General features: G+C 38.6%; 22 protein-coding genes, 1 tRNA gene and 1 pseudogene. 15 read left to right on the top strand and 9 right to left on the bottom strand.

Annotation, left to right across the window (positions count from 1 at the left end):
- The first annotated feature begins 202 nt into the window (after positions 1–202).
- The 5 genes from RRY75_RS05820 to RRY75_RS05800 all read left to right on the top strand — a co-directional run bounded on the left by RRY75_RS05820 (position 203) and on the right by RRY75_RS05800 (position 4,713).
- Complete coding sequence (locus RRY75_RS05820; protein WP_332527477.1) at positions 203–859, top strand: dihydroxyacetone kinase subunit L; 657 nt, start codon at positions 203–205, stop codon at positions 857–859.
- Between the two features lie 2 nt (positions 860–861).
- Positions 862–1,866 carry a dihydroxyacetone kinase subunit DhaK gene (locus RRY75_RS05815; RefSeq protein WP_332494369.1) on the top strand — a complete coding sequence of 335 codons (1,005 nt, stop codon included), beginning with the start codon at positions 862–864 and terminating at the stop codon, positions 1,864–1,866.
- 44 nt (positions 1,867–1,910) lie between these two features.
- Positions 1,911–2,225 carry a hypothetical protein gene (locus RRY75_RS05810; protein WP_332494367.1) on the top strand — a complete coding sequence of 105 codons (315 nt, stop codon included), beginning with the start codon at positions 1,911–1,913 and terminating at the stop codon, positions 2,223–2,225.
- 188 nt (positions 2,226–2,413) lie between these two features.
- Positions 2,414–3,658: an alpha-L-fucosidase gene (locus tag RRY75_RS05805; protein ID WP_332494365.1), complete on the top strand. Its 1,245-nt coding sequence runs from the start codon at positions 2,414–2,416 to the stop codon at positions 3,656–3,658.
- Positions 3,659–3,693: 35 nt separating this feature from the next.
- Entirely contained in the window at positions 3,694–4,713 is a 1,020-nt protein-coding gene (locus tag RRY75_RS05800; RefSeq protein ID WP_332494363.1) for a glycoside hydrolase family 18 protein, read from the top strand.
- 266 nt (positions 4,714–4,979) lie between these two features.
- Here the strand turns inward: RRY75_RS05800 and RRY75_RS05795 are convergent, their stop codons facing one another.
- Positions 4,980–5,531: a TetR/AcrR family transcriptional regulator gene (locus tag RRY75_RS05795; protein ID WP_332715929.1), complete on the bottom strand. Its 552-nt coding sequence runs from the start codon at positions 5,529–5,531 to the stop codon at positions 4,980–4,982.
- A 95-nt stretch (positions 5,532–5,626) separates the two neighbouring features.
- Here RRY75_RS05795 and RRY75_RS05790 point away from each other — a divergent pair, with 95 nt between their 5' ends.
- The 3 genes from RRY75_RS05790 (at position 5,627) to RRY75_RS05780 (ending at position 10,635) form a co-directional block, all read left to right on the top strand.
- Positions 5,627–7,741, top strand: coding sequence for an efflux RND transporter permease subunit (locus RRY75_RS05790; protein ID WP_332527476.1), 2,115 nt, complete (start codon positions 5,627–5,629; stop codon positions 7,739–7,741).
- Complete coding sequence (locus tag RRY75_RS05785) at positions 7,725–9,770, top strand: hypothetical protein (protein ID WP_332492781.1); 2,046 nt, start codon at positions 7,725–7,727, stop codon at positions 9,768–9,770. The genes RRY75_RS05790 and RRY75_RS05785 overlap by 17 nt, the downstream gene beginning before the upstream one ends.
- A gap of 148 nt (positions 9,771–9,918) precedes the next feature.
- On the top strand, positions 9,919–10,635 hold the full coding sequence (locus tag RRY75_RS05780; protein WP_332492783.1) for a hypothetical protein: 717 nt from the start codon (positions 9,919–9,921) through the stop codon (positions 10,633–10,635).
- A 103-nt stretch (positions 10,636–10,738) separates the two neighbouring features.
- On the opposite strand, the gene RRY75_RS05775 is transcribed toward RRY75_RS05780, so the two are convergent.
- Together RRY75_RS05775 and RRY75_RS05770 are read right to left on the bottom strand one after the other, a co-directional pair.
- Complete coding sequence (locus RRY75_RS05775) at positions 10,739–10,966, bottom strand: cupin domain-containing protein (protein ID WP_332492785.1); 228 nt, start codon at positions 10,964–10,966, stop codon at positions 10,739–10,741.
- 320 nt (positions 10,967–11,286) lie between these two features.
- The gene (locus tag RRY75_RS05770) at positions 11,287–12,201 is read right to left on the bottom strand and encodes a sugar-binding transcriptional regulator (protein ID WP_332492787.1); all 915 of its coding nucleotides are present in this window, start codon (positions 12,199–12,201) and stop codon (positions 11,287–11,289) included.
- Positions 12,202–12,453: 252 nt separating this feature from the next.
- Between RRY75_RS05770 and RRY75_RS05765 the strand changes: the two genes are divergently transcribed.
- The 7 genes from RRY75_RS05765 (at position 12,454) to RRY75_RS05735 (ending at position 16,534) form a co-directional block, all read left to right on the top strand.
- Positions 12,454–13,281: an ATP-binding cassette domain-containing protein gene (locus tag RRY75_RS05765; RefSeq protein WP_332492789.1), complete on the top strand. Its 828-nt coding sequence runs from the start codon at positions 12,454–12,456 to the stop codon at positions 13,279–13,281.
- The gene (locus RRY75_RS05760; RefSeq protein ID WP_332528473.1) at positions 13,257–13,535 is read left to right on the top strand and encodes an ATP-binding cassette domain-containing protein; all 279 of its coding nucleotides are present in this window, start codon (positions 13,257–13,259) and stop codon (positions 13,533–13,535) included. Before RRY75_RS05765 ends, RRY75_RS05760 begins: the two co-directional genes overlap by 25 nt.
- A gap of 181 nt (positions 13,536–13,716) precedes the next feature.
- Positions 13,717–14,667 (top strand): ABC transporter permease subunit, encoded by a 951-nt coding sequence (locus RRY75_RS05755; protein ID WP_332527474.1) that lies wholly within the window; start codon positions 13,717–13,719, stop codon positions 14,665–14,667.
- A gap of 73 nt (positions 14,668–14,740) precedes the next feature.
- On the top strand, positions 14,741–15,622 hold the full coding sequence (gene lsrF / locus RRY75_RS05750) for a 3-hydroxy-5-phosphonooxypentane-2,4-dione thiolase (RefSeq protein ID WP_332492794.1): 882 nt from the start codon (positions 14,741–14,743) through the stop codon (positions 15,620–15,622).
- A 258-nt stretch (positions 15,623–15,880) separates the two neighbouring features.
- Positions 15,881–15,953, top strand: a tRNA-Val gene (locus tag RRY75_RS05745).
- Positions 15,954–16,044: 91 nt separating this feature from the next.
- Positions 16,045–16,200 (top strand): hypothetical protein, encoded by a 156-nt coding sequence (locus tag RRY75_RS05740; protein WP_332527473.1) that lies wholly within the window; start codon positions 16,045–16,047, stop codon positions 16,198–16,200.
- Positions 16,187–16,534, top strand: a complete 348-nt coding sequence (locus tag RRY75_RS05735; protein WP_332492796.1) for a hypothetical protein — start codon at positions 16,187–16,189, stop codon at positions 16,532–16,534. Before RRY75_RS05740 ends, RRY75_RS05735 begins: the two co-directional genes overlap by 14 nt.
- A 146-nt stretch (positions 16,535–16,680) precedes the next feature.
- Here RRY75_RS05735 and RRY75_RS05730 read toward each other — a convergent pair.
- The 6 genes and pseudogenes from RRY75_RS05730 to xdh all read right to left on the bottom strand — a co-directional run.
- Positions 16,681–16,812 (bottom strand): annotated as a pseudogene (locus RRY75_RS05730) (SDR family oxidoreductase); the annotation flags it as partial.
- 318 nt (positions 16,813–17,130) lie between these two features.
- A complete protein-coding gene (gene xdhC, locus RRY75_RS05725; protein WP_332492797.1) occupies positions 17,131–17,625 on the bottom strand; it encodes a xanthine dehydrogenase subunit XdhC in 495 nt (164 codons plus the stop codon).
- Positions 17,618–18,508: a xanthine dehydrogenase subunit XdhB gene (gene xdhB, locus RRY75_RS05720; RefSeq protein ID WP_332492799.1), complete on the bottom strand. Its 891-nt coding sequence runs from the start codon at positions 18,506–18,508 to the stop codon at positions 17,618–17,620. The genes xdhC and xdhB overlap by 8 nt, the downstream gene beginning before the upstream one ends.
- A 12-nt stretch (positions 18,509–18,520) precedes the next feature.
- Positions 18,521–20,803 (bottom strand): xanthine dehydrogenase subunit XdhA, encoded by a 2,283-nt coding sequence (gene xdhA, locus RRY75_RS05715; RefSeq protein WP_332492801.1) that lies wholly within the window; start codon positions 20,801–20,803, stop codon positions 18,521–18,523.
- Between the two features lies 1 nt (position 20,804).
- The gene (locus RRY75_RS05710) at positions 20,805–22,166 is read right to left on the bottom strand and encodes an 8-oxoguanine deaminase (protein WP_332492803.1); all 1,362 of its coding nucleotides are present in this window, start codon (positions 22,164–22,166) and stop codon (positions 20,805–20,807) included.
- Positions 22,167–22,181: 15 nt separating this feature from the next.
- Positions 22,182–24,749, bottom strand: coding sequence for a selenium-dependent xanthine dehydrogenase (xdh, locus tag RRY75_RS05705; RefSeq protein WP_332527472.1), 2,568 nt, complete (start codon positions 24,747–24,749; stop codon positions 22,182–22,184).
- Positions 24,750–24,757: the final 8 nt, after the last annotated feature.

Raw genomic sequence — 24,757 nt, 5'->3', positions numbered from 1 at the left:
GCAGACTGTAAATCTGTTGGCACCGCCTTCGAAGGTTCGAATCCTTCTCCCTCCATTTTCAAGACCTAGAAACTTTTAAGTTTCCAGGTCTTTTTTTGTGCTTTAAACTTATAAAATGCTAGGACAAATCATACATATAAACAGATACCAGTTGGACCTAATACTTTTTACAGTCACAAGAAAATAAGAAAGGAGTGAGTACATGAAAAAGGATCAATGGAAAGCAGCACTTTTATATAGCACAGAATACATGTGTCAGGCAAAAGAGGAGCTTACTGAAATTGATGCCAAATTTGGGGATGCAGACCACGGTGTAACGATGGAGAAAGTATCCTATTGTATACAAGAAACGCTAGATAGCCATGATTTTCAAAGTATAAAGACTATGATGGAGGCAGTGGGGAATGCAATCATGAAACTAAATGGTGGTGCATCTGTACCTCTTTGGGCAACTTATTTAGGCGGTTTTGCAATTGCTTTCCAAGATGAAACCAACATAACTGAAAAAGAAGTTCAAGAAATGTTTCAAAATGCTTTAGAAGAAATTCAAGACTTAACAACAGCAAGGGTAGGGGATAAAACAATGATGGATACCCTAATTCCTGCGACTGCATATATAGTAGAAGCACAAGGAACTATTGAAGAAATTTTAAAACATGGTGCTGAAGGGGCTCGACTAGGTATGGAGACTACAAAACAGTGTATTGCTAAATTCGGTCGAGCTAAAAATTACAAAATGCAAACAATTGGAACACCTGATGTAGGTGCTGTTTCGGCTATGTACTTCTTTGAAGGTCTTTATAAAGGCTTACATATAAAGGAACAAAATAGAACATACAAACAAGTAGAGGAGGTTTAATAATGAAAATGAAGAAATTTATCAATGACCCTGCTAACCTAACGACAGAACTTTTAGAAGGTATGGCCATGGCTTATTCCGATATTCTCCATCTCCATTTAGAACATGGCAATATGGTGGTGAGTAATGCACTTGACACAGCGGATCGTGTAACACTTGTAACATTGGGGGGAACCGGTCATGAACCTGCCCTTAGTGGATTTGTTGGGGATGGTATGCTAGATATTGCAGTAGCAGGTGATGTGTTTGCTGCACCTAATCCTGTAACGTGTTTAGAAGCTTTAAAGTTAGCAGATAAAGGGCACGGTGTTTTATTCCTTGTACTTAATCATGCAGGTGATATGTTAGTGGCTGATATGACTATGAAATTAGCGAAAAAAGCTGGTATTCAGGTGCGTAAAGTGGTCACACAAGAGGATATTTCCAATGCTCCTCGTGAAAATGGAGAAGAGCGCAGGGGACTAGCAGGAGCAATACCACTCTACCATATTTGTGCGGCTGCAGCACAAGCAGGTAAAAGCTTAGATGAAGTGGCAGATCTTGCACAACGTTATGCAGATAGTATGGCAACAATTGCTGTAGCCTCACGCTGTGCAACACATCCGGCTACGGGAGCTTCTTTTGGTGACTTAGGAGACGAGGATATGGAAATTGGTATGGGACAACATGGTGAAGGGGGTGGTGGACGTCAGCCCATGAAAACTGCTAAAGAAACAATTGCCATTATGGCCAATGCATTGGTTAAAGACATTCCACTTTCTAAGGAGGATAAAGCTTTTGTCATGATTAATGGTTCAGGTGCGACCACTCTTATGGAGATGTTTATTCTTTATAGGGATTGTGTTCAGTACTTAAATGGATTGGGGATTGAGGTTGTAGCACATATGGTCGGGGAAATATTAACAGTTCAAGAACAGGCAGGCTTTCAACTAAATATTGCTAAATGGGACGATGAATTTGGAACTTTTTGGGCAACACCTGCCCGTACCATTGCTTTTAGTCAATAAAATACAAAAAATGAGAAATAATTATTTTATAAGGAGGTTACACAGTGTTTAAACTCGTTCATATAGGTATTCCAACAACACAAGAAAAAGAAGGGAATCTTTATGTTGAAGGTGCCAATATCTATGTTACATCATCAGAAGATTCTCCCTTTGCTATAGAATATGTGCGCTTTTTACCGGGGACAGTTTTCCCTGAATCTATGCATTACAGTGTGCATATTGCGGCAGAAGTAGATAGCATTGACTCCTATCTGCAATTTGCGGATGAAGTTCTTGTACCTAAGATGGATAATGGGGCATGCTATTTATGCTTTATTAAAAAAGATAACGTGATTATTGAAATGATTGAACAAAAATAAATGCACATTTACTTGCTATTAACTTAAATTTAAAAAATGATAAGTATTTTGGAGATAAAATACTTATCATTTTTATATAAAAACAAAAGATAAATATAAAACAAAATCATGCTTAGTTTAAAATTGACATAATTATAAAAAAACATTAAACTAAATGTGTATTTTATTTTATTTTAGGAGGATTACATATGGCGACACCACTGCCACTAAAAAGAATTGCAGATTTTGAAGATTTAGGTTTTGGAATGTTTGTACACTGGGGATTGTACTCACAAGTTGGAAAAGGCGAATGGTATCAATCATTTTATCAAGTTCCTAACGAGAAGTATGAAGAGTTAGTAAAAACTTTTCAAGTTGCTCCAGACTATGCAGATAAGATGGTACAAGTTGCTAAGGCAGCTGGTATGAAGTATATTGTATTAACTACAAGACATCATGACGGATTTTCTTTGTTTGATACAAAAGGGCTTAATACTTATGATGCCCCTCATGCTATTGAAAGAGACTTAGTCAGAGAATATGTGGAGGCTTGTCATAAATATGATATTATCCCATTTTTCTATCACACTACACTAGATTGGCATGAAACAAGTTTTAATACAGATTTCAAAAGTTACTTAGAATATTTGAGAAAATCTGTAGAAATTTTATGTACAGAATATGGGAAAATAGGTGGTTTATGGTTTGATGGAAATTGGAGTAAACCAGAAGAGGATTGGGAAGAAGAAGCACTGTATGGTGTAATCCGTAAACATCAACCAGATGCAATCATTGTAAACAATACAGGTTTGTCTCACCGAGGTGAAAAGGGCAATATAGAAATTGATAGTGTAACTTTCGAACAAGGCCGACCAGCAAGAATCAATCAAGATGGTGCGCCAAAGTATTTAGCAAGTGAGATGTGCCAAACCCTTAATGATCACTGGGGGATTGGGAGTCAGGACTTTAACTATAAATCTGTTCCAGAAGTTATTGAAACCCTTTGCTATAGCAGAAGAATGGGTACAAACTATCTACTCAATGTAGGGCTAGAAGCAGATGGCACAGTGCCTATCATGCAAGCTGCTATTTTAAACGTAGTAGGACAATGGATTGCATTAGAAGGAGAAGCTATCTATAAAGGAAGACCTTGTGACGATATTTCAGGTGAAGGACATAACTTTATGCTACGCGTAGATGAAAATACACTGTATGCCTTTATCCATAAACTTAAATTAACTGGAGATAGCAATGTAGTTGTAGATGGTTCTGGTGGTGGTCGCAAAAATTTCTTTGGAATTGACCGCTCAGTTGAGTCTGTTACTTGGTTAGATAACCAACAAGCTTTACATTTTATTCAAGATGCAGCACATAAATCAATGGGATTTGATGCTACAGGCTTTAGCTATGGCATGAATACGGTTGTAAGAGTAGCGAAGATTAAGTTAAAATAAAAGGTACTCTATTGTCCACATAAAGGAGAAGGGATATGGATTATTATTTTGTAGGATATGTTAATAAAGATAAGATGCACACTATAACGGATGAACAAGCACGCATATTAACTCATTTAAATGTGGCTTTTGCACCCATGGTGGGAGATATTACAGTCATGGTATTAGAAGACGCGCAAATATCTGAACTGAAACGTATCCAATTAGCAAATCCTAATTTAGCAGTTCTTGTTTCCACTGGGGGTGGGAACAATCATGGACATGGGGAAGCGACAAAGACAGAAATTGGTATGACTAAACTGGTTGCTTCTACAATGGATATTGTAAAGCGGTATAATTTAGCTGGTATAGACTGTGACTGGGAGTTCCCAGGGGATACAGGTATTTTGAAAGAAAAGTATCAACATACAGCTTTATTTGCAGCTTACCGCAAAGCCTTAGATACCTTAGGATCAACCAATGGAAAGAAATATTGGCTAACGACAGCTGCTGGAAGTGGGCAATGGTATTTGGACCGAACAGAAATTCATATGAGTCATCAATATTTAGACTTTATCAATTTGATGACCTATGACTCTAATACAGGTGGCAAACAGACAGGGCATCATACGAACCTCTACGAACCTGTAGGAAAGGACATCCCGGCACATAGTGCAGACCATCATATTCGTCTTATGGTCAATGCGGGTGTACCTATTGAAAAAATACTAATGGGTGCTGCTTTCTACTCACAACAGTGGAATCAAGTACCTGATATCGATCATGGTTACCGTCAAGTTTCTCCTGACTTGAATAACTGGGGACCAGGTTACACAGATATTGTAGAGCAGTATGAAAACAAAGAGGGTTATGTCAAATATTTTGATGAAGCTGCCAAAGCACCATATCTTTTTAATGGAAGTACATTTTTCTCATATGATGACCAGACATCAGTAAAATGCAAATGTGACTATGTTAAGACACATCATATGGCAGGTATATTTTATTGGGTGCATGATGCAGATCGTAAAGGAGAACTATTTGAGGTGATTGCAAAAAATATTAGAAGTATTTAAAAAATGTACTTACAGAATAATGGTAAAAAAAGTGCAAAAATAGGAAAAAATAGTTTATTAAATTTTAGGTATCTTACCTTTATAATAAAATCAAGTTCACTCCCCCAAGATGAACTTGAATGAATTCTCCTCCGCCCCTTTTTGGAAGAGTATAGAAGAGAATATAGTAAAAAAGGTCTATGGATATTAGAGCGTCCATAGACTTTTTTGTTGATTAATAAAATAAAATGAAAACCTGTATCCAACGCAAACGGATATAGGTTTTTTTAGGCTTGTAGCAAAGTATGTAAAATGGAGAAGAGCACTTTGCAATAATAATCTAAATCAATAGGGTCTTTAGTAGAAACAATTTTTTTACCTGTAAAAAAGCATCCTGCGGCTAAAAAGGTAACTAAGTCGTTATCCCGAATGATGGAGTGATACTTACGGGCTTGCATCAAAGGAATGAGCCAGACTTGGGATAAAAAAGACTCGAGCTTACGTAAGATGAATAAATCTAAATTAGATTGAAAGAGCGTACGTAAAAAAGGCTCATGCTCCTGGAGATGCATAACTAGAGAAGAAGATAAAGATTCTAAATCTGTGGTGTTCTGTATTTGAAGGGACAGTTCATAGAAAAATAAGTCTATGCATTCGCCAAGAACCTCTTCTTTTTGTCCATAGTGAGCATAAAAGGTTTGTCTTGAAACCCCTGCTTTTTGCGTGATTTGTTTAATCGTAATGTCTTCAAAAGGTTGTTCAGATAAAAGTTGTAAGAAAGCTTCTCGAATCCAAGCCTTAGAATGAAGAATACGTGAATCTTGTTTGTTGTTCAACATTTAACCTCCTAATGTCCAATAAAACTATTTCTATCTTTAGGTTTACCCAAAGACATTATATAATGCACATATAAATATGATATAAGGAGGTTCGGATGAAGCATTTAACAAGTGACAAAATAATGACAGGGATTGTAAACCACCGAGCCCGTATAGAAAAACTTTTTTATGTACTCGTCGTTTTGGCTATTGTGTGCTTTCCTTTTGTGAAAGTTAATTATGATATGACCAAGTACTTACCGGAATCAGCACCCTCTAAACAAGGAATCAATGTATTGAGTGAGTCTTTTGGCTATCCAGGAATGGCACGTATTATGATTCGAGATGTGTCCCTCTACGAGGCAAAAGCAATGAAAGACCGTATTCAGTCTGTACCGGGAGTAGATATGGTTTTGTGGCTAGATACCATGCAACAAATTTATCAACCCATCACTTTCTATAATGAAAAACTGATGCATAATTATTATAAGGATAAACATGCGGTAATGGATATTATCTTTTCTGAAGAAGATGCTAGCCCTACAACACGTCAAGCTTTGAAGCAGATTGAAAACATTACAGGAGATAAGGGATTTTTTTCAGGGACAGCTGTAGACAATAAAACCATTCATGAGGCACTGATGAGTGAAGTGAGTACTGCGATGGTATTAGTGGTTACTATGATTTTAGTTATTTTATGTTTAACAACTACGTCTTGGTTTGAGCCCTTTTTATTTATGTTGGTTATTGGAATTGCAATTTTGCTGAATATGGGAAGCAATATTGTATTGGGAGAGATTTCCTTTTTTACATTTAGTGTTGCAGCGATTTTACAGTTAGCCATTGCCATGGACTATTCTATTTTCTTATTACATAGCTTCGCAAAAGAAAAGGCATGTGGATATGGAGCAGAAGAAGCCATGGTACGTACTTTAAAAAGTTCTAGTCGTGCCATTCTATCTAGTGGTATGACCACAATTGTAGGCTTTTTAGCATTGGCGTTGATGCAGTTTACCATAGGGAAAGATATGGGTATTGTGTTGGCTAAAGGCATTGTTTTAAGCTTGGGAACGGTGATGCTTTTAATGCCTACTTTCATTTTGAAATGGGAAAAGCGTATTGAGCGTACACGCCATAAAGTGTTTATGCCAAGTTTTAAGGGATTTGGAAGCGTACTTTATAAAATGAGAATGCCTATTCTTTTAATGACTTTAGTTTTAGTGTTACCTGCTTATACTGCACAAAATATGAATCATTTTTTATATGGGAATGATGCGCTAAGTGCTAGTGAGGGGACGAAAGTCTATGAAGACACAAAAGCGATTAATGAAAAGTTTGGTAGAAGTAACCTAGTTCTCATCATGGTGCCACACACGTCTTCAGTTAAGGAAAAAATGTTGGTTACAGAAATTGAAAAACTTAAGGAAGTGAGCTACGTGCAGTCCCTCTCAGCGCTTTTACCACCAGGTCTATCTGAAAGTTTTTTACCTGATGTAATTACACGTCAATTTCGATCAAAAGACTATTCGAGAATAGTCGTATCAATTCAAACAGCAGGTGAAAGTGACTTAGCCTTTCAAACAGTGGACAAGCTAACTCAGTTAACCCAACAGTTTTATTCTGAAGGAAGTTATATAACAGGACTTACACCGGCCACAAAAGATATGAAAGACATTATTAAAGCAGATTATGAGCGCGTCAATGTGATTTCGCTGATAGGCGTTGCACTGGTACTGTGGTTTACCTTTAAATCTTTAGGGATTGCACTTCTTTTACTAGTGCCTATTCAAATTGCTATTTATATGAATATGGCTATTCCATATTTCTCTTCGGAGACCATTATCTTTATTGGCTATATTATTGTAGGCTGCTTGCAACTAGGTGCTACCATTGACTATGCCATTTTACTTACGAACAACTATTTAAAGGCACGTGAAGAACAAGGTGCAAAACAAGCTTTTCTTGAATGTATTGAAGAAAGTAGCTTATCTATTTTGACATCAGGTATTATTTTAACCTCTGTAGGTTACGGTCTCTATTTCACATCAAGTATAACAGGTGTTGCTGAGATAGGTAGATTGATTGGACGTGGGGCACTCCTAAGTATGGTATTCGTGTTAGGTGTACTTCCTACGTTGCTTACCTTATGTGACCGCTGGCTGCCACAAGCCAAAAATCGCAAAAGAAGAAATAAGGAAAGAGGAGAAATGACGTATGAAGAGACAATTTAGAGGAAAGATATGTGCTTTTATGATGGGAGCCTTATGTATGGTGCCTCATTTGTATGCAGTACCTCCTAAACCCCTGATAGATGAAACACTTTATGTGAATTTGGATGCCTATGGAGAGCTAGAACTTGCTAATGTGGTAAAAACTTATACTTTAAATGGGCATACTCAAATACAAGATTATGGTGACTATACACAAGTTACAAATATGACTGACTTTACAAAACCTGAGGTAGAGGCAAATCATGTCATCTGGCAATTACCTAATGATTTAAAGCGCTTCTATTTTGAAGGCACTATAGAGAAAGTGGAACTACCTTGGCACTTTGATATTACCTATCTTTTAAATGGTGTACCTAAAACGGTAGAGGAAATTGCAGGTGCTTCTGGTTATGTGGAAATACTCATTCAAGCTACACCTAATGAAAAAGCACATGTCTATTATAAAAATAATTTACTCTTACAAGTTGCAGCCACATTCAATATGGATGAGACAGAAAGCTTACGTGCAGAGGGGGCACAAATTCAAGCTATTGGGAATACAAAAATGGTTATGTTTGTAGCTATGCCAGGCGAGTCTGTAACCTTTAAAATAGGCGTTGGGACTCAAAATTTTACAACAGGTGGTATTACGATGATGATGGTGCCTGCTACGTTGAGTCAGTTTGATAAGGTTAAAGGAATTGGTGAAAAAACACAAGAGATAGAATTGGCAGCACAGGCCATGAATACAGGATTAGATGCTTTTTTGGGAAGCTTAGATCAAATACAAGCCTCTTTAGTGGAGACAAGTGAAGGGTTAAAACAATTTGAATTAGGCCTAGAAGCAAGTCAATCAAGTGGGGATGCCATTGGTGAGAATCATGTAGTCATTATGGATGAATTAGGAAACCTACTTGGCACAATGGAAGGAAGTCTCCCAGAACTTCAAACAATACAGCCTTTTGTTGAACAACTTTACACCCATGGCAATGCCATGATGGATGTAATAAAAAGAAGTGGGAAAGACTTAAAGCAACTTCGAGAAGCCCTTTTTACTTTAGAAGACACACTAAGAGCTGTAGCATTACTAGGTGAAGACTTATCAGGGTTAGAGGATAAGCAAGAGGCGCTTATTCAACAGCTTCAAAAAGACTTAAACACTGCTCAGACTGCTATCCAAAATGTACATAATCAATTTTATGCACTAGGAGATAGTCTAGCAACAAGCCAAGCAACCTTAGACCAATTAAACAGCCTTATAGGGAGTAGTGCTTTAAATGAAATTTCTCATGTGCTAGGAGATGCTTCAGCCACTTTAAATGGGCTAGCCAAGCTCATGGGGAGCATGGATGCCTTGGTACAAAACATGGACAGCGTAGGTGCTTTAATAGGTGAGTATAGTAACATATTAGCTCATTATAAAGAGGCGGGGCAAGAAGGATTAGATAGCCTGCAATCTTTGGTAGGTGAGATGAGTGACTTAGTCGGACGTATTGTTAAATTGCAAGAAGAAATGCTTCTTGTTCAAGAAACAATGGAAAGCTATAAGGTAAATCTTCTCAACTTAATCACCCAGATTGAAAAACTTGCAACCCATTTTACGACTCTCCTTCAACAAAGCATTCAACAGGTGGAAACAGTGGAGAACGAAATGACAATGCTTGCACCTTATATGACAGAAGGGATGCGCCAAACTTTAAGTGGAATGCAGCATACCTTAGCACGTTTAACCGATGGCTTAGAACAGTTAGGAACTATAAAAGCCTCTAAAGATACGATTGCACATATTGTGAGCGGTGAGTGGAATACTTTAACAAAAGAAATGAACCTTCTTAAGATTGACCCAGATGCCCCAATTGTTTCTATTACATCAACAGACAATCCACCACCAGATACACTTCAGATTATGGTGCGTACAGCTGAAGTAATGCCAACAGAATCGCTATCAAGTCCGGTTGATTTAGAACCAGAGACGGAAAAAGTCAGCTTATGGGAAAGAATTGTTAACATATTTCAGTCGATTTGGAATGGCATTAAGCGTTTGTTTTAAAAGTAAAGGCTTGACTCTACATGGGTCAAGCCTTTTTTATCTAAAAAAACTGTTTTTTTTACTTGTATAAATAATTGTTTACATATAAAATAATAATTATTTACTTAATAAATTTAAAATAGAGATGAAACTTTATAAGGAGTACAGAATGAAAAAGTGGAAGAAGATAGGCGCTCTAAGCATAATTAGTTTAGGTATATGCCTAAGTGGGGTGGCTTTATGGCAATGGGAAAATATAAAAGTTATTTATGAGGGAGTTACTTACTCTACGGATACTTTACAAGCACAAAGGGTAGCGAGTAATCGTGCAGTAGTTAAAGCATTAGAAAAGTATGCATTAGACAAGATTCCCGAACTGACGCAAGAAGAACAAAATCTTTTAGAAACGGGGGAACTGACTGTAGAAGAAGCTACGCAAGAAACATTAACCAATAGAAGGCCCTCTTTTCAGGAGGCAAATCAAGAGAGGGGTATACAACAGGATCCGATCAAACCGGATATGTCTGTTTCAAAAAGAGAAAGTGAAATAGTAGCGCATTATACGGCAAAGATGTATGCTTTGCGTTCTAAATACAAAGGGGAATTAGGTAAGATAGAGTCCCAAGGTTGGAGTCTTTTAAACAGTTATTCCAATGGGCAAGCTTCTTTTCAAGCATTAGTACCTCAAGGATTTAGCCTAGTGCAAAGAGCAACAAGACTTGAAACATCTTGCGACCAAGAAGTAAAACAGGTACTAAGTAGTTTAAAGCAGGCATTGGAGGTGCTAAAAGTAGATACGCATATTGTCCAGACAATGGAAGAAGCTTATGATACAGAAAAACGTGTTCAAAAGGCCTATTATTTTTCTCTTATTCCAAAGGGCTAAATGACTAGGCAACATATGCAAAAAGACTCCACCCTGTTGAAGTAACAGGGTGGAGTCTTTTTATCTAGCGATTTCACAAATGCATTAAGCTTTTACATCAATTTTATCGTTTTCTTAGTAAGGCGCAAGTGTGGATACCATCTACTACAATATCTACCTCACCCTCCAGGATATAGAAATTTTCTTCCATTACATTATGATAGTGGGCTGGAAAGTCTTGGCCAGCTTGAAATTGTACAAGAGCAAAGTTCATGCGAGGACCTTTCATTAAATACTTGGGGCCACTATCACCAAAACGATAGCTTATATCTTTTTTATTAACAATATACATAAATATTCCTCCTGGTATATTAAAGTATGCCTTATTAACGATTTAGACCTGGTGCACACCACATAGAGTGGGTTGCTCCTTTTTGACTTAGTAAGTCATAGGCATCTTGCCCTGTCTGAGTGGCTGTATTTTTTTCTTCTTGGCAGAATTTTTTAGGTATATCAGAGTCCCAAGTTTGCTTGGCGAGGTCAAAGATTCCGGTGGGGCAGCCATTACTCGGTTCACTTGTAAATCAACCAATCATTGAACATAGAGAGCTTAGCAGTTTGTGCATAGTGTCGTTTAACACATTGCTCACATCACTTTAAAACTGTAATAGTTTAAGTCTCCGGTACAAGTTGCTTAGCTGTGGCTTCATCTGTAATGAATACATTAAAGTAGCCCCCTTTTAGGGCTGCCCGAATAGCTTCCACTTTTTGAGCACCTGCGGCAATACCAATAACATTTGGTAATGTTTTAAGGACTTCTAGAGGTGTACTAATTAAGCGATCCTCAATAGGTGAATGAATCAAATGCCCCTCGACATCTATAAAATGACATAGAATATCCCCGACAGCACCATTCATACCTAAATACAAAATATCATTTTTACTTAAAATACCTAGGTTATAAATGGTAGATGTTTCTTTGACCTCACCAATACTTAAAAGAGTAAAGTCCGAGTGCTTCACCATTCTAGAAATTTCTTTAATGGCATGCTCTTCACGCATAGCGTAGGCCATTTCTTTTGTACTGCACATTAAAGGTGCTGGTGTTAAGTAAAGTTGAGCCGAAAATAGGCTTTGCCTTGCATTTTGAAAGTAATGATTCACGCCACCTGTTAAAGATACACAAGAAAATTGGCATGTGGATAATGTAGCTAAGTGATTAAGGACTTTTCCTAAAGTATCACCGTACCCAATATTGATAAAACTATTGGTAAGTACTCTGTCATTAATATACATAGCGGCCGCTTTAGCAATAGTCTCGTTAATTTCTTTAGAATCTGGATGAGTCGGTACAATGAAAGCATCATTTAAGTTGAAATGAGCCATTAGCTTTCTTTCTAATTGGATACGGTGGGCATTGTCTTCACGAATCTTGAACTGAATAATACCGCTTTGCTGAGCTTTGTCTAAAAGCTTAATCACTCGCATACGGCTAATACCAAGCATATCGGAAATCTTTTGTTGGGTAAATTTTTCTATGTAATAGTACCAAGTAATTTTCACCATGAGTACTTCTTCATACTCCATGATACACCTCCTCTACAGGCAACAAATGTTAAGGTACCGATCTTTTGCTCCCTTTATGGAGATTATATTAGGGGCAGTGGTCAGTTTATACGCGCAATTGAAAAAAGTTGAAAGTTTAAATCTAAAGGTTATATAGCCACTAGAGTAAGAATACTATATAAACTAAAAGGATTGATTAAATACATAATCCAAGGTAGCAGAAATTAGGGGCATAAACATTTGTAAGTGTATTGAGGGAGGAGGCAACACTCGGTGATCAGTGTGAAAGGCATTTGCAAAGCATTTGGTACAAACCAAGTCTTAAAGGGTATAGATTTGGAAGTGCAAGATGGGGAAGTACTGGCCTTAATAGGTGGTAATGGTGCTGGAAAAAGTACGCTCATGAAAATTATTATGGGAATTTATCAGCAAGATAGTGGGGAGATTGCTATAGGCGGAAAAAAAGTACATTTAAGTAAGCCTTCTGTTGCTTTAGTCCATGGCGTTTATTTAGTCCCACAAGAACCCATGTTGTTTCCCAATATGACATTAGAAGAAAACGTGCTCATGGGTTTTAAGAAAAGAAAGACTGAACTCATCAATCGATTAAACTTATTACTTAAGCAACTGGGGTGGAAGCTAGATTTAACAAGAAAAGCTGAAAGCTTATCCATAGCAGAACAACAACTCGTAGAAATTTTAAGAGGACTGATGCGTCATGCAAAAATTCTTATTTTAGATGAACCTACTAGTTCTTTGACTTTTAAGGAAGTGCAATCACTTTTTAAGTTGATTGAAACACTAAAAGTTCAACAAATAAGTATAATTTACATTACCCATCGTCTCGTAGAAGTCTTTCAAATTGCGACTCGCGTTGCCATTATGCGTGATGGCAAGATTACTTTAAGTGGGCCTGTTGGTGCTTTTAATCAAGAACTTTTGGTAAAAGGCTTACTCCCACCCAATAGCAATGAAAAGCAGGAAGAAGTGATATATAAACCCTTTGACTATAGCATGCTTAAACCTATTTTATATGTACATAAGCTCAATGGTTTTGGGTTTTGTGATATAAGCTTTTGTGTCTATCTGGAGAAATCTTAGGACTAACGGGTATAGTAGGAGCGGGACGGACTGAACTTGCAACAACTCTCTTTGGTAAAGACTTAGTTAAGTCGGGAAAGGTCTATTTAGATGGTCAAGATATAACAGGGCTTACAACTAAAGCAGTGATGAAAAAGGGGCTCAACTATGTAACAGAAGATCGGTTTTTAAATGGCATCTTTACTATTAGTGATGTGGCAGCGAACACGACGGCAGCTTGTGTCATGGGAGGCATTAGCTTAAAGGTGGAGTAGGCTCTGTCATTGGTGCCACCATTATGGCTTTTATTAGTAGAATTTTAGTTTTTATAGGTATTTCTTCTGATTACAATAGTTATCATTGATGCACTCATGCAGCATAGGCAAGCTGAAAAAGCAAGAAGAGAGCGCCTAGCTAATCGTATGATCCATCAAGATGAAGGAGGTGAGAAGGTCTATGAACAAGTCGATTAAAGTGGATAAGTTAAGTAAGAAAAATAAAGTGGCTCACCAAACACCTTTGGTAAAAGTAGATCTGGAAGAACTTAGTCGAGTGGAGCCTTTGGAAGATCCACCACAACTTGAGATGAATGAAATAAAGAAATTGAAAAGTAAATATTGGAAAAAATGTCTTTTCAAATGGGAAACGTCTTTATTTCTTCTGCTTCTTTTAGAGGTCATCCTAGTTGGTGTCATAAATCCTCAATTTTTTAATCCTAGGGTAATCCTTGGAAGTATTAATGATTTTATGCCTATTTGCATTATTTCGCTAGGTGTAACTTTTGTGCTTATTACAGGAGGTATGATTCCTAATCAACTGATTGTGTTCACACTTTTAGCACTACTCGCGTATGGTTTACTGCATCGAACAGCTTATGGACGTAAAGTTTTCTTGTGTGGTGTAAATAAGCGTGCTGCAGACTATTGTGGAATTCGTACCAAATGGATTACTTTGAGCACTTATATTTTGTCTGGCATGAGTGCTTCTTTAGCAGGTTTATTACTTGTAACAAGTTTGGTAGGATGTATGCAATCAGGGTCTGCAGGAAGCACCAATCAGGGGGGGAGCTCAAGTGACATTACTGTTGTATTTATTCCAAAATTGACAGGCAATGCGTTCTTTGAATCTTCTGACGTATCTTGTGATGCCTGCACCATTATGGTATCTCAAGGAACACCAGAACAACTAGGTCAAATGCTTATCAATATGGGAGGAGACTCCTTGACAGAACGCGGTAAAGATCCTACAAAAGATGCCATCAATTATGTATGGCACTACTCACAAGCTACAGTAGCAGCTCAAAACATGAGGCTCACTAAAGAAGATGTGACCATTACAGTATTTGCTTTTACAAACTCTATCAAAGATTATTGCCAGAGCGTGCAGTCTTTACCATCGATAATGTAGATAATTACAATTTCTAATTTGAGCAAAAGAGGCTCATAACTAAATCATATAAGGAATAGAGGAGAACAAAGTTATGGCAGATAAAGAGGGATTGAAAGTTGCAAAGAATTACCACATTGATGTACCTTTTGTAAATCAAGGGAATTTCCATGTCAAAGGCGCAAATAGCTTAGACTGGGGCATGAAAAAACACCTTTCTAATATTTTTGACCCTAAAAGTGGCAACACGGTGATGTTTGCCTTTGACCATGGCTATTTTATGGGGTCTACCGCAGGCCTTGAACGTTTAGATATTGTCGTTCCTGAACTGATGGAACAAGTCGATGTACTTATGGGGACACGTGGGGCACTCCGCACATGTATTCCACCACAATGTAAGAAAGCCATTGCATTACGTACGAGTTCAGGATCTTCTATGCTAGATGAGGACTTAAGCCATGAAATCGTTGCAGTAGATATAGACGATGCCATTCGTATGAATGCAGACTGTATGGCAATCCAAACCTTTATTGGTGCCGATGGGCAACTTGCAAGCATTGAAAACTTATCTAGAACGATTAATGCAGGCTTAAAATATAGTATTCCTACTCTTGGCGTTGTAGCTGTGGGCAAAGATATGGAGCGTACAGACCGTTTCTTTAAATTAGCTACACGTATTGTAGCCGAAATGGGGGCTCAAATCATTAAAACGTATTACTGTGACAACTTTGAAGAAGTGGTTGCAGCTTGCCCTGTACCTATTGTGGTTGCAGGTGGAAAAAAACTCCCTGAGCCAGAGGCTCTTACCCTAGCTTATAGATCGATTCAAGGTGGCGCACATGGGGTAGACATGGGAAGAAACATCTTCCAAAGTGAATATCCTGTAGAAATGGCAAAAGCCATTAGAAAAATCGTCCATGAATGCTTCACAGACAAAGAAGCCTATGAATTCTATTTAAATCTCATTCATTCATAACAGAAAAGTCCTGACGATAATGTGCAGTCTCAAACATTACCGCTAGGGCTTTTAAAATAGGAAAGGTAAATATTTAAGTATGATGGGGTTGGATACTCACTATTTATTTTACAGTAATATTTACAGTTAAATGAAAATGAACAGAAGTAATTGTAGACATATATACATATAATGTGGTATATTATACTCAAGTCAACACAATCGCATGCATACCATAAATCTTTGTATACATGCGATTGTGGCTGCGAAAACAAACATGGAAGTGTAACTCAGCTGGGAGAGTACTACCTCGACAAGGTAGGAGTCGCAGGTTCGAGTCCTGTCACTTCCATTTTTTTATGCTTTTTAATAATGATTTTTCACTTTCTCTAATATGATGTATTATAGATGCAATCCATAATGCTGTATTAGGGGGAAGGTTGATGGATCAAGTATATACACATTATCGTCATTGGGTACAGATGATGCAAAAGGGAAAAGGTGTTGAATTATTAACAATGGAAAGTTTGAGGCCGGAAACCGTATTTTTTCATGGAGTCATTATTAATAGCTATGGTGGGCATTATGAACACAAATAACATTTTTTGTATGCCAAAAGACTATACTTTTGATGAATTAATTGAACTTCTAGAAGAAGATGTTTCGATTTATAAGTATGAGCTCATACCTTATATGAAAGTCATTGCTCACCAACTTGATCAGTTGAATGGCGCTCTATTAGAAGAGAAGGGTACAATATTTAAGACTATTCAACTTTTGGTTGAGCAAGCCTTTAAAGGGGAGTGCAGTAGGCTTATGGGATTTCAAATGTTTGACAGTCCCTTAGCCCTAGGGGAGCATTTAGTGCATTGCTATGAAGATGATGATTTGTTAGAAGTAGAAGATTTAGAATTAATGGAAGCTTATAAATAAAAGATCTATGAAACTTGAAGGTTAAAACAAGTTTCATAGATCTTTTTTACGAATGGGTATGACGGTATCTTAGCAAATACATATATTTTTCAGAATATGTTTATACCCTCTAGTATCATACATTTTGGACAAAAGATAACTTCATTTTAAGCATTCACAATTTCTCCACCGTTAATATGAATCGTTTGTCCTGTAATATAAGATGCAGCCTCTGATGCAAGGAATACATAGGCACCCGCACATTCAACAGGTTGTCCCGCGCGTCCAAGAGGTGTATTTGCACCAAACTGTGCTCAAAGCCTGGATGTTGTTCTTGATGTTGGGGTGGAAAATTCATAGTATCAACCTCCAAAGTATTATTTTCAGCTCTTTTTAGTATGTACCAAAAGTCAGGAAATATAGCTTGAGACTTTTTCAGGATAAATTTGAAGATGAAATAATCCTAGATATTAATAGAGAAGCAATTTTTTCATAGAATATCTTGGAAAACATGAATGAAGAAAAAATAGGCCAGGAATTTGTGGAATTCCTAGCTTATAAAAGAGACAAGTGAAGCCTTTTGCATTTTATTTTAAGAGGTGCGGGGCAACAATACTTTAATCTTCTTCTACACCCACAAACTTATGGGTTTCATTCACAATGCGTTCCATAGCATTTAAGATGTTGTGATAGCCTGTGCATCGGCATAGATGACCTGATATAAGTTTTCTTAGTTCATCTCGAGAGTAGCGCTTACCACTTCCTACGATTTCTACAGCAGTCATGATAAGTCCAGGTGTACAAAAACCACATTGTATAGCTGCTTCATCTACAAAGGCTTGTTGAATAGGATGGAGGAGGGAATCTTCTTGTTGAAGGCCTTCTACAGTAAGAATACTTTTACCCTCTACCCAAATGGCTAAATAGATGCAAGAATCAATGGCTTCACCATTTACAAGGACGGTACATGCACCACATTCGCCAACTTCACAGCCTTTCTTTACACTAGTGAGCCCTAGGCGGTTGCGTAGGGTATCAGCGAGAGACTCACGCATATCGACAGGTACTTCTTGCGCACGGCCGTTGACTGTACATTGGATTACTTTAATCATGTATAACACCTCCTCCTAAGTGTAGCGCCTCGAGTAGTGCACGATGGCTTAATTCTTTTACAAGTTGCAAGCGAAAGTCTTTTGAAGCCCGCCAAGAGGTACGTGGATTGACTTCCGTAAGGGCTGTTTGACTAAATGCTGTTAAGCCGGATATAGTGAGCTGCTGACCTTTGACCACCGCTTCAGCAAGTGGACATCGCATAGGTACAGGACCTGCTACTCCAAAGGCTAATCTGGCTTCTTCAATTATTTGTTTCGTTGCATCTAGCTTGACGTTCACCGCACATCCTAGTGTAGCAATATCCATGGCATTACGCATAGCATATTTGATATAGTGTCCAGCAAATCCTTCATAATTTTCTTTTGTTATGTAAATAGCTGTAAGCAGTTCAGTTGGGCCTAAATCTACGTTTCCAGGCCCTTTATAAAAGTCTTGGATCGCAATTATTCGCTTAGAAGCATCTCTATCTCTAATTTCTAATTGGGCATTATAGGTAAAGAGGGTAGAAGCGCTATCCGCACTAGTTACACCATTGCAAATATTACCACCAATGGTTCCCATATTTCGAATTTGTGGACCGCCCACTTGATCGACAGCAAGGCCTAACATAGGAAGATACTTTTTAATAAGTGGATGATAGGTAATGTGACTAAAAGTTGTCACAGGTTTAATGCATAGTGTACCTGCTTCATCTATTGAAATACCTTTAAGTTCTGGAATTTGATGTAAGCTAATGAGGGGTTTGCCTGACAGCTTACCTTCACGTACTTTAATGAGTACGTCGGTACCACCTGCAATGAAAAGTGCATCAGGATGGCTTGCTTTAGTAGCAATAGCTTCTAAAAGGTTATGAGGTTCAGCAATTATTTCTAAGTCATACATCGTAAGTTCCTCCTAAACAAGCCCTGCGGCTTGGAATTTTTCAAAAAGAATATGTGGATTAAGAGGCAATTGATTAATGGCAATGCTAGTCGCTTGGAGTAGCGCATTACGAAGAGCAGGTGCCACTGGAATAGCAGGTGGCTCTCCTAAAGATTTATTGCCATAAGGTCCACTAGGGTCTATAGTTTCTACAAAATCTGTGGCCAAATCAGGTGTATCCATACTTGTTGGCAATTTATAATCTAAAAGATTAGGATTAAGAGGTTTACCTTTGGCATCAAAGAGCATGTGTTCGCTAAGGCCATAGCCAAGTCCCATGCTCATTCCGCCATGTACTTGGGCAGTGGCAAGCTGGGGATTAATGAGTATACCGCTATCATGGACATTAATAATATCTAGTACTTTGATTTTAGCAAGTGGCAGATCCACTTCAATTTCTGCAAAACAAGCTCCAAAAGAGATGGTGTTGTTTTTACATTGTACTGTTTTTTCTGCGGTAATATGTTGACAGTAGTCTAGATTATAAAAGGCTTCTAATGCCAAGGCTTCTAATGTGATCAGAACTTCCTTTGTAGCTTGGTGTACAATAGTATTTTCAATGAGGTCTAAGTTAGCTGCTGGCAACTTTAAGAAATAGCTGGCATAGTCTAGAAGTTTTTCTTTAAAAAGTGTGGCTGTCTCTTTCACAGCCATACCACTTACATAAGTTTGTCGTGAAGCATAAGCACCCGTATCAAAAGGTGTAATATCAGTATCTTGTTGAGAAATAATATGAACATGGTCTAAGGTAAGGCCAATGGTTTCAGCTGCCATTTGTGAAAAGACAGTGTCTGCACCTTGGCCGATTTCAGTAGCGCCCATTTGGAGTTGAACAGAACCATCCTGGTTGAGAATTAACCTAGCACTAGCAGTTTCTAGGGAAATGGGATATACGCCGGTCTTGTAGCTAAAGATAGCCATGCCTACACCTCGGCGAATAGGACCAGTTTGGTTAGCATATGTTTTACACTTTTTATCCCAATCTATATAAGTGCGTCCTTTGGCAATACATTCTTGTAAGCCATAAGAGTGACAAGTAATCCCAAGGAAAGGATCTTTGTAACCTAATTGCAGCACATTTTTAAGTCTAAAAGCGATGGGGTCTAGACCTAGTTTTAAGGCAATGTCTTGCATATGAGATTCACAAGCAAAGGTCATTTGAGGAATACCGTAGCCCCGCATAGCTCCCCCACAAGGTAAATTGGTAAAGACTGTATAAGCATCTGCTTTAACAGCTTTTTCTTGTTGATAAATATGTCTAAATCCAGTGATTGCATTGGAGACAATAGCATGCCCATGAGAAGTATAAGCCCCTTGGTTGGAGCAGGCCTCCATATAGCGGGTCACAATTTGCCCATCAGGTCTGACACCCGTTTTTAGTTTAAAAGAAATAGCATGGCGAGTTCTTGTACAGTGGAATGTTTCTTCTCTTGAAAGTTCCAGCTTTACGCATTTTCCACCTGCTTGGGTACATAAAAAGGCATTTAAGGGTTCATATAGTACATCTTGCTTATTACCAAATCCACCACCTATATAAGGCTTAATGACACGTATTTCTCCAAATGGAAGACCTAAAGCTTGAGAGATGATACGTCGCATAATATGTGGAATTTGAGTAGAGGAGACCACGATGACACGATGATTTTCTTCATAAGCAAAAGAAGTGGCAGGTTCAATATGGCAATGTTGGACCATTTGAGTATCAAAATGATCTTCAAACCAAATAAGACCTTCCTCCGTACAAGATTCCTCATAATTTCCAATTTCAAAGTCTGAATGGGCTAAAATGTTATCAGGATAAGCCTCATGAAGAGGCACAGTATCTGTAGTCAGTGGGGCATCCGTATGGAGTATAGGCGGTAAGATTTCATAAGTTACTTGAATTTTTTCTAGTGCACGAGATGCAGCTACTTCGTCTACTGCAATAACAGCTGCAATATCATCTCCATAGTATCTCACACGTTGATTGAGAAGTAATCGGTCGGCTACATCTTGATGTTTGGGATCTGTAGACCAAGGGTGCCCTGCTGTAGGAAAAGGATAGTTAGGCACATCAAAACAAGTCACAATCTTAATCACACCAGGTACTTTCAATGCTTCACTACAATCCATTTGTTTAACCCAACCATTTGCTATCGTACTATGAAGGACTTTGGCAATTAGGGCATTTTTAGGGCATAAATCATCAGTATATTTGGCACGACCAGTTACTTTTTCATAGGCATCTACACGTTTAACACTTTCACCAATACTCATCTTATCCCTCCTTTTGAAGTAATGTTGTAACAGCATTGTGTGCATTATAGGTTACTTTTTCTTCATCTATCGACTGTAGTATGCCAGCTTTTGAGATGACTTGGCCTTGGATGATGGTATAATCTACAGGTTGTTTGAAACCTACTGTAGCCAAGAGATTCTTAGGATCATAAGTTGCACCTATAAGTTCTAATCGATTTTGATTAATCATAAACAAGTCACAAGCTTTTTGGGGTTTAAGTTGCCCAATGTCATTGCGACCAAGGAGACGTGCACTGCCACGTGTAGCTAATTTCAAGATATCATAGCCACTAGGTGCTTTGGCACTAGAGTTGAGACGATGAAGTAAGTAAGCAACGCGAAGCTCTTCGAGTAAATTAGAACCATCATTGCTTGCGCTACCATCTACAGCTAAACCGATTGGTACACCTTGTGTTAACATTTCTGGCACAGGACATATCCCACTTGAGAGTTTCATGTTAGAAATAGGGCAGTGAGCTACACCCGTTTGCGTATCTGCTAAAAGTTTAAGTTCTGTTTTATTAAAGTGAATACCATGAGCAAACCATACATCTTGACCTATCCAATCTACACTTGCCATATATTCTAGTGGGCGCATTCCTACCTTTTCTAAAGTAAATCGTTCTTCATCCAAAGTTTCAGCTAAATGGGTATGTAGTCTAACACCGTACTTTCTAGCGAGTAGGGCAGATTCTCTTAAAAGGTCTGTCGTAACACTAAAGGGCGAACAGGGTGCTAGTGCCACTTGAGCCATAGAAAAGGCTCGTGTATCATGATAGGTTTTAATAATGCGTTCACTGTCTTGTAAGATGGTATCTACATTTTGCACCACGCTATCGGGTGGTAGTCCACCATCCTTTTCACTTAAGGACATACTGCCACGGGAGGCATGGAAACGAATCCCCAGTTCTCTTGCCGCGGCAAATTGTGTACCAATTAAATCTTCACTAATCCCATTTGGGAATACATAGTGATGATCAAAACAAGTGGTACAGCCATATTTGACAAGTTCACCCATTCCCACCAAACTACTTAGATGAATGGTATCAGGTGTTAAGCCTTTCCATATTTGATAAAGGGTTTTAAGCCAAGCAAAAAGCTCTAAATTCTGTACTTGGGGTAAGTTTCTTGTAAATGTTTGGTACAGATGATGATGGGTATTAATGAGTCCCGGATAGACCAACATGTTGGTGCCATCTATGATTTCATCTGCATCCATTACACAATGGTCAATAGACTGAATCACGCCATCTTCTGCATACAGATTAACTCGATGTAAGACTTGGTCTTGGTCATCACAGGTGACAAGTGTATGAATATTTTTAATGAGTAAACGATGCACAAAATCCCTCCTAGATTAATAAATTTTTCGTGATTTAGGGGTATAAGGGGTATGGAGCAGTGGAAGACTGGTACGGAACTGTCCATCTAAATTAAAGTATGCCAGTGCAACAGCAGGCGCAGTTGGAATGGAACAAATCTCTCCCACGCCCTTAGCTCCATAGGCAAGATGAGATGGATTTTTTTCTATTAAGTGGACCTCTATTTCAGGTGTGTCAGGTGCTTTAAACAGACCGAGTGTACCAAACTTTGCTGTAGGCACGCAGTCTGTAAGGGGATAATCTTCGGTTAATGCATAGCCAAGGCTCATGGTGATCCCCCCTTCAATTTGCCCTTCGACATTTTTAGGATTAATTGCACGTCCGATATCATGTGCGGCAACAACTTTTTCTAATTTGCCCTCAGTGGTTAAGACGACTACATGAGTAGCATAGCCGTAGGCAATATGGCTCACTGGATTTTCTTTATCTGTCCCCATTTTGTCAGTGTTTCCTACATATTCTCCCTCAAAAACTTCCCCCTCTAAATCTTTTAAAGAGTGAGATTTCAAAGCAGTAGCAAGTTTAAGGGAAGCAACCCTTGTTGCTTCGCCTGTAAACAGTGTTTGGCGGGAAGCCGTGGTATTCCCTGAGTTAGGTGTATGCTTGGTATCTGGTGATTGATGAATGACTTGCTGAGGGTGTAGATTGGTCGTCTCACAAATTATTTGTGCGAGGATGGTTCCAAGACCTTGGCCGATGCAAGATGCACTGGTTAAAATATGAACCTGTTCCTCTTGAATGACCAATTTGCACCGGCCTATATCAGGAATGCCTACCCCGAGTCCTGCATTTTTCATAGCGCAAGCAATACCAGCATAAGGAGAAGCGTCAAAGGTAGGTTTAACTGCTTCAAGGGTTTCAACAAGTGCGGTGGATTCATCTGCAATTTGGCCATTAGGAAGGACTTGACCTGGACGAATTGCGTTACGATAGCGAATTTCATATGGACTTATACCCACCAATTGCGCTAGCTGGTTTAAGTTACATTCTGTAGCAAAGCAACTTTGTGACACACCAAAACCTCTAAAGGCGCCTGCAGGTGGGTTGTTGGTATACACGGCATGACCGACAATATCTGCATCTTGATAATTATAAGGACCTGCTGCATGGGTACACGCTCGTTGGAGGACAGGACCACCAAGAGAAGCATAGGCTCCTGTATCTGCAATGATAACCGCTCTCATGGCAGTTAGGTAGCCTTTTTCATCACAAGCAGTTGTAAAGTCCATTTCCATGGCATGACGCTTGGGATGCACTCGAATACTTTCAGCTCGGGTAAGACTTACTTTAACAGGGCACTTCGTATGATAAGCAAGTAGTGCTGCATGATGTTGGACACTCATATCCTCTTTACCACCAAATCCACCCCCTACAGTTTTTCCAATAACCCTAACTTTTTCAAGTGGAAGCCCTAACATAGATGCGCATTCATTACGGGTTTGATAAACACCTTGATCTCCTGAATAAATCAGTATGCCCTCATCTTCCGGGCGTGCAACAGCAGTTTCAGGTTCTAAAAAGGCATGTTCTGTAAAAGGCGTGCTGTAGTGGGTAGTCACTACATAGGCAGAATCTTGAATCTTCTGGTTTGCATCACCACGAATGAGCCGTTCAGTTTGTAAAATGTTTCCTTCAGGATGAATAAGTGGTGCGCCTGGTTTCAGAGCCTCTTCGGGGTTTATAATAGGAGGAAGTGGCGTATAGTCTACTTGAATGGCTTTTTTAGCTAATTCAAGACTTTCTTTTGTCTTAGCTGCAACTAGAGCTAGCGCATCGCCTACATACCTAGTGGTATCTCCTTCAGCAATCATTACATCCCAATCTTTTTTTAAGTGACCAATAATAGGGGTTCCTGGAATATCCTTGGCTGTCAAAATACAGACAACCCCTTCCACTTTAAGCGCTGCACTTAAATCAATGCGGTTGATGATTGCTCGAGGATAAGTGCTTCTAAGGGCTGATCCAAAGAGCATACCAGGAAATTTTAGGTCATTGACATATTCAGCTCGGCCAAGAACTTTAGCCCCAGCATCAATACGAGACATCGCTTCACCCACTTGTCCATTTTCCCTTGTAATAGGAATGGGTGCTTGGGATTGAAAAAGGTCAGCTGCTAAGAGAATCGCTTTTTCGATTTTTTTATATCCCGTGCAACGACAGATGTTGGATTTTATGGCTTGTTTAACTTGGATAGGTGTAGGTCTTGGAATTTGATCTAATAAGCCTTTTGCAGAGATCACCATCGCTGGTATACAGAAGCCACATTGCACGGCTCCTGCTTCTAGAAAAGCATATCGATAAACTTCTTGCTCATGAGGAGTAAGTCCCTCTACGGTTATAATGTTTTTTCCTTCTAATTTATGAGTTTTCAGAATACATGCTTTTGTTGGTTTGCCATCTATAAGCACCATACAACTGCCACATGCACCTTCTGAGCAGCCGTCTTTGACTGAAGTTAAGTTTAAGTCATCTCTTAAGAAGTTTAAAAGTGGTTGGATTTTATGAGTTGTTACAGATTGGCCATTAACCTTAAATGTAGACATAGGCACCT

Origin of the sequence: Niameybacter sp., assembly GCF_036655075.1 — a bacterium.
Taxonomy (GTDB): domain Bacteria; phylum Bacillota; class Clostridia; order Lachnospirales; family Cellulosilyticaceae; genus Holtiella.
The sequence above is the reverse complement of the archived record's forward strand: the minus strand, read 5'-3'. Positions and strand labels throughout refer to the sequence as shown.

What these genes read in the sequence shown, in the direction of transcription:
- RRY75_RS05755 (WP_332527474.1), top strand. Translation starts at nt 13,717, where the DNA reads ATGAACAAGTCGATTAAAGTGGATAAGTTAAGTAAGAAAAATAAAGTG.
- RRY75_RS05770 (WP_332492787.1), bottom strand. Translation starts at nt 12,201, where the DNA reads ATGGAGTATGAAGAAGTACTCATGGTGAAAATTACTTGGTACTATTAC.
- xdhA (WP_332492801.1), bottom strand. Translation starts at nt 20,803, where the DNA reads ATGAGTATTGGTGAAAGTGTTAAACGTGTAGATGCCTATGAAAAAGTA.
- RRY75_RS05800 (WP_332494363.1), top strand. Translation starts at nt 3,694, where the DNA reads ATGGATTATTATTTTGTAGGATATGTTAATAAAGATAAGATGCACACT.
- RRY75_RS05815 (WP_332494369.1), top strand. Translation starts at nt 862, where the DNA reads ATGAAAATGAAGAAATTTATCAATGACCCTGCTAACCTAACGACAGAA.
- RRY75_RS05735 (WP_332492796.1), top strand. Translation starts at nt 16,187, where the DNA reads ATGAACACAAATAACATTTTTTGTATGCCAAAAGACTATACTTTTGAT.
- RRY75_RS05820 (WP_332527477.1), top strand. Translation starts at nt 203, where the DNA reads ATGAAAAAGGATCAATGGAAAGCAGCACTTTTATATAGCACAGAATAC.
- RRY75_RS05775 (WP_332492785.1), bottom strand. Translation starts at nt 10,966, where the DNA reads ATGTATATTGTTAATAAAAAAGATATAAGCTATCGTTTTGGTGATAGT.
- lsrF (WP_332492794.1), top strand. Translation starts at nt 14,741, where the DNA reads ATGGCAGATAAAGAGGGATTGAAAGTTGCAAAGAATTACCACATTGAT.
- RRY75_RS05785 (WP_332492781.1), top strand. Translation starts at nt 7,725, where the DNA reads ATGAAGAGACAATTTAGAGGAAAGATATGTGCTTTTATGATGGGAGCC.
- xdhB (WP_332492799.1), bottom strand. Translation starts at nt 18,508, where the DNA reads ATGTATGACTTAGAAATAATTGCTGAACCTCATAACCTTTTAGAAGCT.
- RRY75_RS05795 (WP_332715929.1), bottom strand. Translation starts at nt 5,531, where the DNA reads ATGTTGAACAACAAACAAGATTCACGTATTCTTCATTCTAAGGCTTGG.
- RRY75_RS05780 (WP_332492783.1), top strand. Translation starts at nt 9,919, where the DNA reads ATGAAAAAGTGGAAGAAGATAGGCGCTCTAAGCATAATTAGTTTAGGT.
- RRY75_RS05805 (WP_332494365.1), top strand. Translation starts at nt 2,414, where the DNA reads ATGGCGACACCACTGCCACTAAAAAGAATTGCAGATTTTGAAGATTTA.
- RRY75_RS05740 (WP_332527473.1), top strand. Translation starts at nt 16,045, where the DNA reads ATGGATCAAGTATATACACATTATCGTCATTGGGTACAGATGATGCAA.
- xdh (WP_332527472.1), bottom strand. Translation starts at nt 24,749, where the DNA reads ATGTCTACATTTAAGGTTAATGGCCAATCTGTAACAACTCATAAAATC.
- RRY75_RS05790 (WP_332527476.1), top strand. Translation starts at nt 5,627, where the DNA reads ATGAAGCATTTAACAAGTGACAAAATAATGACAGGGATTGTAAACCAC.
- xdhC (WP_332492797.1), bottom strand. Translation starts at nt 17,625, where the DNA reads ATGATTAAAGTAATCCAATGTACAGTCAACGGCCGTGCGCAAGAAGTA.